Origin of the sequence: Enterococcus sp. DIV1420a (genome assembly GCF_051712165.1) — a bacterium.
GTDB lineage: Bacteria > Bacillota > Bacilli > Lactobacillales > Enterococcaceae > Enterococcus > Enterococcus faecalis.
On the sequence record NZ_JBIOOI010000001.1, the window covers coordinates 2,192,550 to 2,209,086 of the forward strand.

The following is a 16,537-nucleotide window of genomic DNA, read 5'->3' on the forward strand; positions in this document are numbered from 1 at the left end:
GCCTAAAATGAAGAAAACAGCGCTAATTAAAACAAGCTTACGTGAAATTAGACAATCTACTACACGATTTTTATCGATTATGGGGATTATTTTCCTTGGTGTAATGGTCTTTGTTGGTTTGAAAGCTACTGGACCAGATATGATTAAAACCGCGAATAATTATTACCAGAAAGAGCAGCTTCCAGATGCGCGAATAATTTCTACAATGGGACTGGAAAAGAAAGATTTAACAACACTACAGTCTTTAAAAGATGTCGAAACAGTTGTGCCGCGGTATACAATAGATGCCACGATTGGGCCGCAAAATAATGCAGTAAAATTGTTTGGCTATCGAAAAAATCAAGCAGGATCGGTTAACTATCAAGTAGTTGACGGTCGGTTACCTAAACAAACAAATGAAATTGCATTAGATACATTAGCGAAAACTAGATATGACTATAAAATGGGTGATAAAATCACTTTAAACGATGCAGCGATTAAAGAAAAAGGGCTGACACAAACTCATTTTACTGTTGTTGGATTTATCAATTCACCAGAATATATTGATAATACATCCAGGGGAACCACAACGGTCGGGTCTGGAACGTTAAACTTTTTTGGCGTGGTTTCGGAAAAAGCCTTTGACAGTCAACGGTATCCAGAATTGCTAATCTCATTTCGTTCATTAAAACATCAAAATACGTATTCCTCTGATTATGAAAAGAAAAGAGAGCAGGCCTTAAATCAAGTAAAAGAGGCACTGAAAAATCGGCCAGAAGAACAGATTGCGGCTCTGCGTGATTCGGCTCAGCCGGACATTAATCAAGGTCGGCAAGCGCTGGAAACGGGAAAACAAGCGCTTGCGCAGTTGGAGCAACAACCAGAAATTCCAGCTGAGATGCTTGAAAAGCAAAAAGACGAATTGGCTAAACAGGAACAACTGTTGGCTGAAAAAGAAACAGAGCTAGCCAATTTGAAAGCCCCAACGTATTATTATTTTACCAGGGAAGACAATCCAGGATTTTCTGAATATCAAGATAACGCTGATCGGATTTCTTCTTTAGCCACGCTATTCCCGTTGTTCTTTTTCCTAATTGCGGCATTAGTCAGCTTAACTACCATGACACGTATGGTGGAAGAAAAAAGAATGGAAATTGGTAGTTTGAAAGCTTTAGGTTATCGTAATCGTGAAATTGCTTCGATTTTTATTACCTATGCAACGGTTGCCAGCCTAACAGGTGCATTATTAGGATTGGCAGTTGGCTATTATCTATTCCCTAAAATAATTTTTGATGCCTACGGTCAAATGTACAATATTCCTGATTTAGTTACACCGTGGTACTTAAATTACAGTTTATGGGGCATCATTGTAGCCTTAGCTTGTACTGTGGGAGCGGCCTTAGTGACATTAAGAATCGATTTATTAAGTACCCCAGCTACCTTGCTAAGACCCAAAGCGCCGAAAGCAGGACAACGGATTTTACTAGAACGAATCCGCCCTTTATGGCAACGCATGAGCTTTATTCAAAAAGTGACCGCTAGAAATCTGTTCCGCTATAAACGACGGATGCTGATGACCGTTATCGGAATAGCTGGTTGTATGGGGCTGTTAATTGTTGGTTTTGGTTTACGCGATTCAATTGTGGATGTCGCTACAATTCAATTTAATAAAATCTGGCATTACCAAGCAGTCGTGACTTTTAAAGAGCAAACAACACCTGAAGAGACAAAAGAGTATCAAGAAACGTTGCGCAAACTGGATGGTTTGAATAAAACAATTCCGTTATATTCAGAAATCTTTAAAACGAAGGGCCAAGGTGCACCAACTCAAAATATTACTCTTTATGTGCCACAAGATCCTTCGAAAATGGCTGATTTTCAGTTATTTAATGATCGAGTCACTGGAGAAAAATATTCCCTCAACGATGACGGTGTAATCATTAATGAAAAATTAGCTAAATTATTTGGCTATAAAGTCGGAGATCAATTAAATTTAGAAAATAGTGATAATCAAACCTATCACGTGAAAATTGCCGCGATTGCAGAGAACTACACGGGTCATTTTGTCTATATGACGCCGAAACTCTACCAGACGATGACGAAACAGAAGCCGGAGTATAATACAGAATTCCTACTTTTTGACAAAAAGTTATCCTCAAAACAAGAAACCTCAATCGGAGAGGCGTTGACAAAACAGCCGAAAGTGTTGAACATTACGTTTTTAACTGCGATGAAAGGTTCGTTTGATGATATGCTGAAAAGCCTTGATATTGTCATTTGGGTACTAATTGCTGTTTCTGGTTCTTTAGCGTTAATTGTGTTATATAATTTAACCAACATTAATGTTTCTGAACGGATTCGAGAACTTTCCACGATTAAGGTTTTAGGGTTTTACGATCGTGAAGTCACCACCTATGTTTACCGTGAAAACATTATTTTAACGTTCATTGGTATTATTGTTGGCTGCTTCTTTGGGAAAATTTTGCATCAGTATATTTTAGCAACCGTTGAAGTTGATTTAATTATGTTTTCGCCAATTATTCATTGGCCAAGTTATCTATATTCCGCAGTCATCACCATGTGTTTCACGTTGTTTGTGATGGTCATTATGCATCGGAAATTGAAGAAAATCAATATGATTGAAGCGTTAAAATCAAATGAATAGCACATTTTAAAAAACGAGGAGTCCGTAGAAGTTCGATAATTCTAGGGCTGCTCGTTTATTGTTGCTTCTTTTATTAAGAAAAAATAGGTCTTAAGATGTATCTTTTGAGATTTATTTGGAAATTGCTACTCTTTTTATTTAAAAATTGGTACACTATTACTAGGTTATAGCACAGAAAGGAGTGTGGGAAAAGTGTTAGAAGGTCTACCATTGGAAACGGTTTATTTTTATGCATTAGTGGGGAGCGCGGTCCTCGCTTTTTTACTAATTATTTTTGGGGATATTTTTAATTTTGATGGACCGGTGGACCCAATGCTGATTATTCCATGGATTGCTTTTACCTCGCTGTTTGGGTACCTTGGGGAAGAATTAACAGCGGTGAATAGTTGGCTTATTTTAATTGTCAGTGGTATTCTTTCAACCATTATTGTTTTCTTCCTAAATTTTTATGTGTTGGTCCCTTTGAAAAATTCGGAGGCCACAATTTCTATTTCGGAAAAAGACATGGAGGGTCGTGTTGCTACTGTGATTACCCCAATTCCTGTCCGGGGAATGGGCGAGATTCAATTGAAGAGTGTCACAGGTTCGTTAAGTCGACCAGCAGCATTTTATGTGCCACAAGAAGTGGCTGCGCCAAGAGGTAGTGAGGTATTGATTATTGAATTGAAAGAACGGGTTTGTTATGTCATTCCTTACGAAGGCAGTCTAAAAATATAGAGTAGGAGAGAAGAAAATGGGGATTTTGTTACCGATTATTATTGCAGTTTTAGTATTATTAATGTTATTAATTGTGTTTGTTTCTAAATATCAGACAGCCAAACCTGATGAAGCGTTAATTATCAGCGGGAGCTATCTAGGCTCTAAAAATGTTCATGTAGACGAAGGTGGCAACAAAATTAAAATCGTTCGTGGCGGTGGTGCGTTTGTCTTACCAGTGTTCCAACGTTCAAATCGAATTAGTTTGCTTTCAAGTAAATTAGATGTTTCCACACCAGAAGTGTACACAGAACAAGGGGTTCCTGTGATGTGTGATGGGACATCAATCATTAAAATTGGTTCGTCAGTTGAAGAAATTGCGACAGCAGCGGAACAATTTTTAGGAAAAACAACGGAAGAATTAGAAAATGAAGCACGTGAAGTATTAGAAGGACATTTACGTTCGATTTTAGGTTCAATGACAGTGGAAGAAATTTACCAAAATCGTGATAAATTTAGCCAAAGTGTACAAGAAGTTGCCAGTGTTGACTTAGCTAAAATGGGCTTAGTTATTGTGTCGTTCACAATTAAAGAAGTTCGTGATAAAAATGGATACTTGGATTCATTAGGGAAACCAAGAATCGCTCAAGTTAAACGTGATGCAGATATTGCTGAAGCAGAAGCCTTGAAAGAAACTCGTATCAAAAAAGCGGAAGCTGAAAAAGAATCACAACAAGCGGAATTGCAACGTCAAACAGAAATTGCAGAAGCTTCAAAAGAAAAAGAATTGAAATTAGCGTTATACAAACAAGAACAAGATATTGCCAAAGCCAAAGCAGACCAAGCCTATAACTTGGAAAGTGCGCGTGCACAACAACATGTGGTGGAACAAGAAATGGAAGTCAAAGTCGTTGAACGTCAAAAACAAATTGAGTTAGAAGAAAAAGAAATTACGCGTCGTGAAAAACAATACGACTCAGAAGTGAAGAAAAAAGCCGATGCAGATCGTTACGCACGCGAACAAGAAGCTCTTGCTCAAAAAGCACGCGAAGTAGCAGAAGCTGAAGCAGAACGCTTCAAAGTTGAAGCATTAGCCGAAGCGGAAGCCAATAAAACGCGTTTAACAGGTCAAGCGCAAGCCGAAGCTATTTTAGCTCGTGGTGCAGCGGAAGCCGAAGCCAAACAAAAGATTGCTGATGCCTTCAAAGAATATGGTGAAGCAGCTGTGTTAAGTATGGTGATGGAAATGTTGCCACAATTAATGAAAGAAGCAGCACAACCACTGGGCAACATCGACAAGATTTCAGTGGTAGATACAGGCGCAGGTGGCGAAAATTCTGGCGCCAACCGTATTACCAATTATGCAACAAACTTGTTGGCTGGTACACAAGAAACACTAAAAGAAACAACGGGCCTCGACGTGAAAGAGCTAATTGAAAACTTTTCTAAAAAAGGTACCTCAAATAGCGTGAACTATCATGCAACAGAAGGTTCAGAAAAAGAATAGAAATCAGCCTTTAAGGAGTAGCGAATCGCATTTCGTTACTCCTTAATGCTGCATTGAAACGATAAACGAACAAGCTGACAGAGAAATAGCGAGTGCTTGTTTTGTTTCAAAGATTCTGATAACATAGAGTTCTTGGAGGGATAGAGATGTCAAAAAAGAATAAAGATATTGAAGTACGTGTTGAAGAAGAAAAAGCCCAATACAATGGAGCAAATGTTTTAATGAACAAATTATTTATTGGTAAAAAAGAAATCGGTCGTGTCATTCCGCAAAATGATAAAAAATTCATCATTGAAATTGATGGTAAGCAAGAAGGTACAGCAAAAAATCTGGACGAAGCCTTTGAAACAATTATTCGTCAATGGAATTTAAGTGAATAAAAAATAAATAACAATTTTTTTAAAAAAAGGGTTGCTTTTTTCTGGAAAAGATTGTATTATAACTAAGTCAGGTCGTTACAGCGACAATGACTTTTTGGAGGAATAGCGAAGTGGCTAAACGCGACGGACTGTAAATCCGTTCCTTAGGGTTCAGTGGTTCGAATCCACTTTCCTCCATTTTCTTTTTGGGGTATAGCCAAGCGGTAAGGCAACGGACTTTGACTCCGTCATGCGTTGGTTCGAATCCAGCTACCCCAGTTTTCAGAACATTTCTGGTAGAGAGATGTTCTTTTTTTGTATAATTATATAACAAAAATGAGGTAAGATTTTCCTCATGTACAGGCTAGAAAAGTTTTCATTTATATAAGAATATGCTAAAGTATTAAGAAAGAATAGTCTGGAGTTGATAAGAATGAACTTTAAAGAAAAAATTACAGAAATGGTTGAAAATGTTTACGATTTAGCACGCGATGGTAAGTATGATGTCAAAGTTGACTTAATTCCTCGTAAAAAAGGCAACATCAAAAGTGGTGTTAAAGTCACTTCTTCAAGAAATACAGCCCACAATATCAAATGGCGTTCAAAAAACTAACTCGTCTTTAACAGAAACACCGGAGCAGACAACATTATTGTCTACTCCGGTGTTTTTATTTTTCTAATTCGATGCCTAAGACAGTTAAATGACCATTACCAACTAATTTGATAACTAATTGGGCTAAGTGGTTGGGTGTCATATCCGTCTCGCTAGTAATCCACCAATGAAGGGTACCGATGAAGATAGAGGTCATGTATTCAATAACAAAATCTATCGGTACGTCAATATCATTTTCGGTAATACGCAACTGCGAAAAAATCGTCGCATATTTTTCTTCGATAATTTCAGCTAAGCGTTTTCGAAAGTGTTCGTTGAAATTATTGTCCATGATAGTTAAGAAGAAAGATTTGTTCTCTTGAATATTAATATAGAGTTGCGTCAGAAGTTCTTCAATGTGCTTCACGCGGACACGGTTGCCATTAACCAGTTGTTGCGAATCAAGAATAGCGGTAAAAGCACTAAGCGTAAAGGTGAAGATTGCATCATATAAATGCTGTTTGTCTTTAAAATGAGCATAAAAAGTCGCACGATTAATCATAGCTTCATCAGCAATATCCTGAATCGTCACCGCTTCGTAGCCTTTCGTTTCTACAAGTTTAAAAAAAGCTTCAATAATCATTTTTCTGGTTCGTTGTACTCTAAGGTCTGTTTTCTTTGCCATCATAAATTCCTTTCGAGATAGTCAACATTCGCGGAAACTTTGTTGTTTATCTCACAAAATAGGGTAAATTGCTTGTTGCAAATCATTTAGAACCTTTCTAAAATAGGTATATCTATTATAACAAACAGTTTGTATAATAATCAACAAACTGTTGGGAAATGAAGGGGTATTTTAATTGATGGTTATGAGAGCAGGGATTGATGTTGGGTCAACGACAGTAAAATTAGTATTTTTAAATAAACAAAATCAGCCTATTTTTACAAAATATGAACGCCATTTTTCAGATGTCAAAGCAGCAACGGAACGCATTTTAAAAGAAGGACTATCAAGGATCGGTGCAGACCAACCTGTGACAATGAGCATAACTGGCTCTGGTGGTATGGGGCTGGCTGAGGTATTAGGGATTCCCTTTGTTCAAGAAGTTATCGCGTGTACACGAACTGTTGAAACAATAATCCCAGAAACGGATGTTGCTATTGAACTTGGCGGAGAAGATGCAAAAATCACTTTTTTTGATGGTGCTTTAGAGCAACGAATGAATGGTAGTTGTGCAGGTGGGACAGGCGCCTTCATCGATCAAATGGCTGTTTTACTTAAAACAGATGCCAATGGAGTGAATGAATTGGCGAAGAATTATCAAACTATTTATCCGATTGCTTCCCGCTGTGGGGTTTTTGCCAAAACGGATGTTCAACCTTTAATCAATGAAGGAGCAGCGAAAGAAGATATTGCGGCGAGTATTTTTCAAGCGGTAGTTAATCAAACAATCGCCGGGTTAGCTGCTGGTCGCAAAATTAAAGGTAAAGTAGCGTTTTTAGGGGGACCTTTATTTTTCATGTCAGAATTGAGAAAACGGTTTGTTGAAACCTTAGCAATTCAGCCAGAAGATGTTATTTTTCCAGAACAACCGCAACTGTTTGTAGCAATGGGAGCAGCACTTTATTCAGAAGATGCAGCCGAATGTACATTGGAAGAATTAATTCAGCGCTTAGTGAACAGCCAGGCTACTGATTTACAGCCGAGCGACACGTTACCACCGTTATTTAACAGCGCAGAAGATTTAGCAGATTTTCGAGAAAGACACGCGCAAGCCCAAGCAAAGGAGAAACCTTTATCTCAACATACTGGCGTGACCTTTTTAGGGATTGATGCAGGCTCTACAACGACAAAAGTCACATTGATTGATGAAGATGGCCATTTGTTGTTTTCTTTTTATGGTAATAACCAAGGGCAACCTTTAGAAACCACCATGACAGTACTGAAATCACTTTATCAACAACTGCCTGAAGAAGTTTTTATCGGAAAAGCGGCTGTTACAGGATATGGAGAACAGCTAATAAAAAATGCGTTAAAAGTCGATATTGGTGAAGTTGAAACGATGGCCCATTACAAAGCAGCCAACCATTTTCAGCCAGGTGTGGATTTTATTTTGGATATCGGAGGACAAGATATGAAAGCGATGACCATTAAAAATGGCGTGCTTTCCTCGATACAATTAAATGAAGCTTGTTCTTCTGGGTGCGGTTCCTTTATCGAAACCTTTGCGCAATCTTTAAAATATAATGTGAAGGATTTTGCTTTGGCGGCTTTAGAATCGCAAGCGCCTGTTGATTTAGGTTCTCGGTGTACTGTTTTTATGAACTCAAAAGTGAAACAAGTTCAAAAAGAAGGGGCCTCTGTCGGCGATATTTCTGCTGGACTATCTTATTCAGTCATCAAAAATGCCATTTATAAAGTCATTAAGGTTCGCCGACCTGAAGAGTTGGGAGAAAAGATTGTCTGCCAGGGAGGAACATTTTACAATGAAGCGGTCTTGAGAGCTTTTGAAAAAATTAGCGGTCGTGAAGTGGTTCGTCCTTCTATTGCTGGTTTGATGGGGGCTTATGGGGCAGCGCTGATTGCTTTGGACGCTTATGAAATTGGGGAAGAAACCACGCTTCTTTCTTTAGAAGAGTTAGCGGCATTTACCTCTGAAAAGGAATTTACTCATTGCGGCTTGTGTGAAAACAATTGTCAGTTAACGGTCACAGTGTTTTCAGATGGGCGCCAATTTATTACGGGAAATCGCTGTGAACGTGGTGCACGAATTAAAATTAAACGAGAAGAACGCAAAGTGAATTTGGTTGATTATAAGTACCGCAAGTTATTTAAGTACCGACCTTTGCGGGAAAATAAAGCGTTTCGTGGGCGCGTGGGTATCCCTAGAGTCCTAAACATGTATGAAAATTATCCTTTGTGGCATACATTTTTTACTGACTTGGGCTTTCGGGTCGAATTATCGCCACGTTCTAATAAACAAATCTATGAACAAGGCCTTGAAACGATTCCCAGTGATACGGTTTGTTACCCAGCGAAAATGGCACATGGACATATTCAAGCATTAATTGATGCGCAAGTGCCAATTATCTTTTATCCTGGTGTCGTTTTTGAACAGCAAGAAACAGTGGAAGTAGATAATCATTTTAATTGTCCAATTGTGCAAAGCTACCCAGATGTCATTCGAAATAATGTGGATGCCATCAGAGAGGGCCAAGTAGATTATCGAAATCCCTATCTTAATTTAGCGAATGAAGCAGCAGTTGCCAAAGTTTTAGCTGAAAATTTTGCTGATTTAGGGATTTCCTTAGAAGAAATTCAAACAGCGCTGCATCATGCTTATCAAGAATTAGCAGCTTTTAAAAAAGAAATTCAAGAAAAAGGCGAAGAAACGTTAGCCATGTTAACTGAAAAAGGCCAGAGAGGGATTGTCTTATCGGGGCGACCGTATCACTTGGATCCAGAGATTAATCACGGCATTGCCGAAGTCATTACACAGGAAGGATTCCATGTCTTGACAGAAGACAGTATCTCGCATCTTGGAGACGTGCAGAATTTACGTGTGGTGAATCAATGGGTCTATCATTCTCGCTTATATGCGGCGGCTAAAGTAGTGGCTAAGACGAAAAATTTAGAACTTGTCCAACTGAATTCCTTTGGTTGCGGCTTAGATGCTGTGACAACCGATCAAGTAGAAGAAATCATGGATCGGTCTGGCAAAATTTATACAGTCCTCAAAATCGATGAAGGTGCGAATTTGGGCGCAATTCGTATTCGGTTGCGCTCCTTGAAAGCGGCTGTCAATGAGCGGGAGAAGCAACAGTTTGTTCCGCATATGCAAATGGAAGAGCCGGAGAAAATTGTGTTTACAAAACAAATGAAAAAAACACATACTTTACTGTTACCAATGCTTAGCCCGATTCATCAATCTGGATTAGTCGATGTAGCATTACAAGCTTCTGGCTATCATGTCGTCTGTTTGCCTGCGCAAGACAAAGAAGCTGTGAATGTCGGGTTAAAATATGTCAATAATGATGCGTGTTACCCAGCAATTATTTCCATCGGACAACTAGTTGAAGCTTTGGAAAGTGGTCAATATGATTTGGATAATGTCAGTGTCTTAATGACGCAAACAGGGGGCGGTTGTCGCGCAACGAATTACATTCCATTATTACGAAAAGCCTTAAATGATGCTGGTTTTTCTCAAGTTCCTGTAGTTTCAGTTTCGATGGCCAATAAAGGAGTCGAATCCAATCCAGGATTTAAATTTACGTTGCCAATGATCAAGCGCTTAGTAGTTGCCTTTTTATATGGTGACTTATTCGAACGAGTAGTTTATCGAACAAGACCTTATGAAACAGAAAAAGGAATGGTGGATCAACTGCACCAAGATTGGCTAAAAAGAGTGGAAGCCAATGTCCGGAATGGTTCGCTGACACAATTTAATCACTTCATGAAAAAAATTATTCGGACGTTTGATGAAATTCCTTTACAAGAGATAAAAAAACCAAAAGTCGGTGTGGTCGGGGAAATTTTAGTGAAATATTCGCCGACAGCGAATAATGATATTGTGCGTTTGCTAGAAGAAGAAGGTGCTGAAGCAGTTGTGCCAGATATTGTTGGCTTTATGAACTATTCTTTGTACAATCAAATTTGGAAATACGAAAATATGGGCATGTCAAAACAAAGCAAACGTTTAGCAGAATTTGCGATAAAAATCATTGAATTGGTAGAAAAACCAATGGATAAGGCATTGAGAAAGTCGGTCCGTTTTGATGGCATTCATTCCATTTATGATATGGCAGCAGATGCAAGTAAAATTTTATCAATTGGCAATCATACGGGTGAAGGTTGGTTTTTAACAGCTGAAATGATTGAGCTCTTAAAACACGAGGTGAATAACATCGTTTGTATGCAGCCGTTTGGATGTTTACCAAACCATATTGTTGGAAAAGGGGTCGTGAAAGAGCTACGACGTCAATATCCGCAAGCAAATATTGCGGCGGTGGATTATGATCCAGGGGTATCTTTGGTCAATCAGTTGAACCGAATCCGTTTGATGATGGCCACAGCGAACAAGTTGTTGAAAGAAGAAAATGTAAAAAGATAATAACTAATAGCAATTCGTTTAAAAACATTTGACTTGGTCACTTTTTACTGACTAAGCCAAATGTTTTTGTTATAAAAAGAAAGCATGCAACTAGACCAACTTTGATAAAAATTCCAATTCCTCTTTTATTTATCATTTTTTGGTTGTTTACACGGTCTATACCAGTTATAATAGAAGAGGAGATGAATGAAGAGGAGGAAGCGTAAATGGTTCAAAATATACCAATTTATATTCAAATTCACGATAAAATCAAAGAAGATATTGAAAAAGGTGTCTGGAGTATCGGGGATCGTTTGCCCTCTGAGCGAGAATTAGCCTTGAAATTTGATGTTAGTCGAATGACCTTACGCCAAGCCATTCAGACTTTAGCAGACGAAGGGATTTTAGAACGAAAAATTGGTTCAGGAACATATGTAGCACGTAAGAAAGTTCAAGAAACAATGACAGGTACCACTAGTTTTACAGAAATTACCTTGTCTCAAAATCGCGTTCCTTCTAGTCGGACGGTGTCTTATTTTGTAGCGAAACCTAGTTCTAGTGAGATGGAAAAATTACAACTAGGTCCAGAAGATTCAATTTTACGAATGGAAAGAATTCGGTTTGCGGATGACATTCCGATTTGTTTTGAGGTGGCGAGCATTCCTTATTCATTGGTCTCGCAATATGGCAAATCTGAAATCACGAACTCCTTTTATAAAACACTTGAAGCCAAATCTGGCCACAAAATTGGCCATTCTAACCAAACAATCTCTGCTGTTCAAGCATCGGAACAGATCGCAGAATATTTAGAGATTAAACGAGGCGATGCGATTCTGCGTGTGCGCCAAGTATCCTATTTTGAAAACGGACTACCTTTTGAATATGTTCGTACGCAGTATGCAGGAAGTCGATTTGAGTTTTATTTAGAGAAGTAGAGAAAAAGAATGAATAAAAGATAGGAAAACTTATCACATTGATAAGTTTTCCTATCTTTTAATTTTTTTTGCTAAAGAAATAAATTGTTTTTTTAATAAAATGTATATTTACTTATTAATTTATCTGACGTTAAAAAATAACGATTTAATGGAATTTATTTATTTTTTAAATATTTTTTAAATAATTTTTATTTATCAGTTATTTTTGTTTTTATTTTGATAAATATTGATTTGGATGGTTTTGTAATGTTGTTTTTAAGAGTTTTTATTTGTTTATTTTATTGTTATAATTATTTTTATGCGAATACGTATATTTTTAAATAGTTGTTGACTATATTTTTTATATATAGTTATAATATTTGTAACAGGTAATAAAACTATAAAAAATGTGGAGGGATTACTTATGGCAGGATCAATTGCTGTAACACCAGAACAACTGAAATCACAAGCGAAAGTATATTCGCAAGCATCGTCTCAAATTCAAGATGCAATTCGTAAAGTGAATTCAATGAACCAACAAATTTCACAACAATGGAAAGGGCAAGCATTTCAAGCGTATCTGGAACAGTACAATCAATTGGAAGGTAATGTCAAACAGATGGAAGAATTATTGATTAGTATTAATCAACAATTAAACAAATATGCAGACACTGTCGCAGAACGTGACCGTCAAGATGCAGGATCATTTGGCTTTTAATTGATCAAAGATTGAAGCGCTAGCGCAATGAATTGCACTAGCGCTTTTTCTAAAGGAGAGAAGATAATGGAAGGGAAAATAAAAAAAGGTATCCCTTTTGCCTTAGCAATTGGAGCAACTTTCTTGTTATTACTTTTTTTCATTCATTTAGGGTTTAAAGATGAGAACGTGACTCGAAGTAGCAAAGATCAGACAACAAAGATGCAGTACGCATTAGTTAATGAAGATAAAGGCGCAAGTTTTGAAGGAAAACGTTATGCATTAGGTTCTGATTTTGTCACATTAATTAACAAAGATACAGCTAATCGATGGGAAACAACGACTCGGAATATCGCAACATCTGGGGTTGAAAATGGACAATTCGATGCTCAAATTATTATTCCGCAAGATTTTTCGGAGAAATTATTGTCACTACAAGCTGTTAGTCCAGAGCAGGCTTCTGTTGAATACCAAGTGCGAGACGGACAAAATGAATTGACCAATCAAGCAATTCAAGACAAAGTAAATACTATTTTGAAAGATTTTAACCAACGCGTAATTCAGATGTATTTTTCCAGTATTGTTGGAAATTTAGTTATCGCACAACAAAACGTTAACCAAATTACTGATACGCAGTTGCTGTATCAAAATCAATTAGAAGAAACAATTCAGCAACCATTTAAAGAAATTCCCATGAATTATACGACAGTATTAAGTACGGCTAGTATTTTAGATGAGGACAATAAATTATTTACAAACGAGCAAGAAGCGTTTGTAAAATCAGTACAAACCTTATTAGAAAGCAACAGTCGGAGCTTAGAATCAACTAGTAAGACAACGGAAGATACGAAAAAATCAGTGGACGAGTATTCGAAAGAAGCAAATGAAAAAATAAAAAAATCAATTGCACAATTTAATGAACAGTTTGAGAGACAAAAACAAGAATTGACTAATCAATGGGAAAGTGACACGACAGTATACAAACAACAATTCGATCAACTAAATGGAATGGTAATCAATCAGTTTAGCTCCTTCTACACACCAAGTGAACAAGGAAGCTCAGGGATTTATGCTGACTTTTTATCAGAATCTAAATTATTTCAAGAAACACAAAGTAATCGCATTGGCGAACTACAAAAAGAAATCGCAGAACTACATATGCAAGTAGAACAATTAACTGCGTTAAAAAAGCAAATTGCGGCTACATATTATAATGATCTTGAAGCAACACCTGAGATAGCAACAGACACTCAAATTAAGCAAGCGATTATTCAGTTAATTACGAACGAAAAAGAAAATATACCTAACTTAGATAAAAATTATCAGGAAAGATTGGAAGAATCACTAAGTGAAATTTCTTTTGTAAGTTTAGAAAGACTCGTTAGTGAATTAGAAATGAATAATAGGATTTCAGTTGAACAAGGCAATCTTTTCCGTGATGAGTTACAAATTATTCAGCGATATGCAGAACAACATGAACTTGATTTCACCAATTCAAGCCGCTTTATGTATTTGGAACCTAAACAACTTCATGAAGATACTATAGCGATTCCACAAGAAAAAGTAACTTTTTCACTAGCGACAAATCAAGAGTCGGTTATTTCATTACGACAAACCAATACACAAAATGGCGAATTGTCATTTCTTTTAGATGATTCAAAAGTTCAAACAATTAAAACATCTTTGAATCAGCAGTTAGCAGGTACAGGTTACAGCATTGATATTTCAGCAATTACCCCAACACAGCTAACAATTACCAAACCAGTCAAAATACAAGCTGAGATTCCTGAGAATGATGAAGTGGACGAAGAAAATACGCAAGAAGAGTTGGCAGAAGAATCCGAAGATGAATCTGAAAAAGTAACTGAGCCAGTAAATGATTTGCTCTCGCTTCCAGAAAAACTTTCCTTAACGATTGACTTACCAATGTCTTGGCAACTGACACCAGAACAACAAAAAACAGCATTTAATCAGATTGATTATTCTTGGTGGGTAAATAATGAGCTTCAAAATGCACGTTCGTTCGCTGTGTATATTGCAATGGACCAACCATTAGTAACCGATATTCCTGAAATCATGAAGCAATTTCAACTTTTAGATACTGTATCACAACAAATTGTGACTTTATATGGTACGCCTAATCAAAGTCTATCTATTCAAGAGTATGCAGCAATGTTAACCGCTCCTGAAAATCAGGATAAAACAATTGAAGAGTTAGCAGGTGAGACATCCATTTACTGGATGTACGACAATATCACTGAAAACGAGCAAACCATGATGATTACAGATAAATTATTAGACGAATATAAAAAAACAGGAAATCAATTATATCGAGAAACAGATGAACAAATTAATCAATTAAAACAATTAATTGGTACTGAGACAGATCAAAATACAGACGGACGACCTACAACACTTTACGGAACATTAAATTTAATGACGGTCCCTGAAAAATTATTACGAGAAGCGGAGAAATTAAATACATGGTTTGATGAAGCAACAAAACAAGTCAATGCGACATATGCTACTTGGCAAGAAGCTGGAAAAGTGGGAGCTACTTCTGTAATTGATGAAAGAAATCCACATCCAGAAGAAAGTCAAACCAGCACTTTAGATGTAGAAACAGAAAATTTAGTTAAAATGATGCAAACGTTAATGCAAACAACGAAAGAAACTAGTCTAACAACAGCTGATTCAGCAGCCAAAGTCAAAGATGTTGCCCAGACTATCAAAGAATTGAAAGCCTCAACAACCAAAGTTCAAGATCATGCGCAAAATATCTTAGCAAACTTAAATGATTCAATTGATGAGTCAAAGAAAACAACCAAAGAAAATGAAGAGTATGCCAAAACATTTGAAAAAGTATTGGCTAATACAAGAGACGGCGGTGCTGATAATCCACGGGTATTTAGTTTCCTTGCGAGCCCAATTCAAGGAGAAGGGATCTTTGGCGAAACCCGACAAGTCTCTTTAATTCCCTATTACGCTACCTTGATTGTTAGTATTTTAACATTCGTTATTGCGCTAACTTTCCAAGGCTTTATGAAGAAAAGAACAGTTACTGTAGCGGATGCGTTGGTTGAACCAACCAGAGTTTGGCAAAATATACCAAATCTGTTATTACTCTTGATTACGGTTATTTTGTTTGGGAGTGTCTTTTCACTTCTACTGGTGTTCAATGTATCTCAAATAAATCGATTCGCTTGGTTTAACTATAGTTTCTTAGTATTTGCTAGCGGTGCACTTTTGGTTTGTGCTTGTTTACGCCAATTTAAAAAACTTACTTTATATGTTTATGGAGCTATGCTGGGGTTATTTTTCATGTTGACACCTTTATTAGGCATTGCAACAAAGGTAGGCTCATTAAGCAATTGGCTCTATCGTTTATCGCCGCTTCAAAATATCCAAAATGGCTTTACTGCTTTAGTAAATGGCGTACAAATTAGTTGGGTTAGTTACCTTATTTTAATCGTTTTACTTGTTTTAGGTGTTGTCCTTAATTTATTTGTACGACCGGAGGAATAGCCATGAGAAAATTAATAAAAATAGTGATTGTTTTAAGTGTTAATATGCTCTATTTGTCATTGTCATCAACAAAAACAAAAGCAGAAGAAGTAGGCGCTTTAAAAATAAATAATCAAGTGATCTACCAAGATAATCAGCAGAAAAAAAACGTAGAAGTGAATTTCATTATTCCAGATTTGTTTTTGCCGATAAAAGCAGAGAGAGAAAAAGAAGTCAATCAAAGTAAAGCGAGGGTTGTCAACGAAGCAAAAAATGATGTATTTAGGACAGAACAGAATGCAAAAACATTAGCAGTTGATAAAAAGGTAAGGCCTTTTCTGTTCAAAGAGACGGCAACGGTCACTTCTCCTGAAAGCGTTGAATCTCTTGAGGTTCAACGAGAAATATCCATAAACTTTTGGTTGTACAGTGGTATTTTTTTAGGAAGTATAGTTATTTTATTCGTTGGTGTTTTTCTAGGAAACCGTTTTTCATATCATCGTGCGCAAAGCGGAAATTAAGGAGTGAAAGAAA

At 37.0% G+C, this 16,537-nt stretch carries 11 protein-coding genes and 2 tRNA genes; 12 read left to right on the forward strand and 1 reads right to left on the reverse strand.

Annotated elements, in window-relative coordinates:
* The first annotated feature begins 7 nt into the window (after positions 1-7).
* The 7 genes from IGI80_RS10970 (at position 8) to IGI80_RS11000 (ending at position 5,819) form a co-directional block, all read left to right on the forward strand.
* A complete protein-coding gene (locus tag IGI80_RS10970) occupies positions 8-2,644 on the forward strand; it encodes an FtsX-like permease family protein (RefSeq protein WP_438723385.1) in 2,637 nt (878 codons plus the stop codon).
* Positions 2,645-2,827: 183 nt separating this feature from the next.
* Entirely contained in the window at positions 2,828-3,361 is a 534-nt protein-coding gene (locus IGI80_RS10975) for a hypothetical protein (RefSeq protein ID WP_002380225.1), read from the forward strand.
* A 16-nt stretch (positions 3,362-3,377) separates the two neighbouring features.
* Positions 3,378-4,847: a flotillin family protein gene (locus tag IGI80_RS10980; protein WP_002357808.1), complete on the forward strand. Its 1,470-nt coding sequence runs from the start codon at positions 3,378-3,380 to the stop codon at positions 4,845-4,847.
* Positions 4,848-4,993: 146 nt separating this feature from the next.
* A complete protein-coding gene (locus IGI80_RS10985) occupies positions 4,994-5,227 on the forward strand; it encodes a DUF2969 domain-containing protein (RefSeq protein ID WP_002357806.1) in 234 nt (77 codons plus the stop codon).
* Positions 5,228-5,323: 96 nt separating this feature from the next.
* Positions 5,324-5,404 (forward strand) — tRNA-Tyr (locus IGI80_RS10990).
* A 9-nt stretch (positions 5,405-5,413) separates the two neighbouring features.
* Positions 5,414-5,485 (forward strand) — tRNA-Gln (locus IGI80_RS10995).
* A 154-nt stretch (positions 5,486-5,639) separates the two neighbouring features.
* A complete protein-coding gene (locus IGI80_RS11000; RefSeq protein ID WP_002357804.1) occupies positions 5,640-5,819 on the forward strand; it encodes a hypothetical protein in 180 nt (59 codons plus the stop codon).
* Between the two features lie 55 nt (positions 5,820-5,874).
* Here the strand turns inward: IGI80_RS11000 and IGI80_RS11005 are convergent, their stop codons facing one another.
* Complete coding sequence (locus tag IGI80_RS11005; protein WP_002357803.1) at positions 5,875-6,486, reverse strand: TetR/AcrR family transcriptional regulator; 612 nt, start codon at positions 6,484-6,486, stop codon at positions 5,875-5,877.
* Between the two features lie 175 nt (positions 6,487-6,661).
* On the opposite strand from IGI80_RS11005, the gene IGI80_RS11010 reads away from it, so the two are divergent.
* The 5 genes from IGI80_RS11010 to IGI80_RS11030 all read left to right on the forward strand — a co-directional run bounded on the left by IGI80_RS11010 (position 6,662) and on the right by IGI80_RS11030 (position 16,524).
* The gene (locus IGI80_RS11010) at positions 6,662-10,909 is read left to right on the forward strand and encodes an acyl-CoA dehydratase activase-related protein (protein WP_438723453.1); all 4,248 of its coding nucleotides are present in this window, start codon (positions 6,662-6,664) and stop codon (positions 10,907-10,909) included.
* Positions 10,910-11,115: 206 nt separating this feature from the next.
* On the forward strand, positions 11,116-11,823 hold the full coding sequence (locus IGI80_RS11015; RefSeq protein ID WP_002357800.1) for a GntR family transcriptional regulator: 708 nt from the start codon (positions 11,116-11,118) through the stop codon (positions 11,821-11,823).
* A 403-nt stretch (positions 11,824-12,226) separates the two neighbouring features.
* Positions 12,227-12,520 (forward strand): WXG100 family type VII secretion target, encoded by a 294-nt coding sequence (locus IGI80_RS11020; protein ID WP_002357798.1) that lies wholly within the window; start codon positions 12,227-12,229, stop codon positions 12,518-12,520.
* A 27-nt stretch (positions 12,521-12,547) separates the two neighbouring features.
* Positions 12,548-16,024, forward strand: coding sequence for a type VII secretion protein EsaA (gene esaA / locus IGI80_RS11025; RefSeq protein WP_438723387.1), 3,477 nt, complete (start codon positions 12,548-12,550; stop codon positions 16,022-16,024).
* A 2-nt stretch (positions 16,025-16,026) separates the two neighbouring features.
* Positions 16,027-16,524, forward strand: coding sequence for a hypothetical protein (locus IGI80_RS11030; RefSeq protein WP_002357796.1), 498 nt, complete (start codon positions 16,027-16,029; stop codon positions 16,522-16,524).
* Positions 16,525-16,537: the final 13 nt, after the last annotated feature.

Excerpts from the sequence above, each read along its gene's own strand:
- esaA (WP_438723387.1), top strand. The coding sequence starts at position 12,548 with ATGAATTGCACTAGCGCTTTTTCTAAAGGAGAGAAGATAATGGAAGGG.
- IGI80_RS10985 (WP_002357806.1), top strand. The coding sequence starts at position 4,994 with ATGTCAAAAAAGAATAAAGATATTGAAGTACGTGTTGAAGAAGAAAAA.
- IGI80_RS11030 (WP_002357796.1), top strand. The coding sequence starts at position 16,027 with ATGAGAAAATTAATAAAAATAGTGATTGTTTTAAGTGTTAATATGCTC.
- IGI80_RS10970 (WP_438723385.1), top strand. The coding sequence starts at position 8 with ATGAAGAAAACAGCGCTAATTAAAACAAGCTTACGTGAAATTAGACAA.
- IGI80_RS11005 (WP_002357803.1), bottom strand. The coding sequence starts at position 6,486 with ATGATGGCAAAGAAAACAGACCTTAGAGTACAACGAACCAGAAAAATG.
- IGI80_RS11000 (WP_002357804.1), top strand. The coding sequence starts at position 5,640 with ATGAACTTTAAAGAAAAAATTACAGAAATGGTTGAAAATGTTTACGAT.
- IGI80_RS11020 (WP_002357798.1), top strand. The coding sequence starts at position 12,227 with ATGGCAGGATCAATTGCTGTAACACCAGAACAACTGAAATCACAAGCG.
- IGI80_RS11010 (WP_438723453.1), top strand. The coding sequence starts at position 6,662 with ATGGTTATGAGAGCAGGGATTGATGTTGGGTCAACGACAGTAAAATTA.
- IGI80_RS10980 (WP_002357808.1), top strand. The coding sequence starts at position 3,378 with ATGGGGATTTTGTTACCGATTATTATTGCAGTTTTAGTATTATTAATG.
- IGI80_RS11015 (WP_002357800.1), top strand. The coding sequence starts at position 11,116 with ATGGTTCAAAATATACCAATTTATATTCAAATTCACGATAAAATCAAA.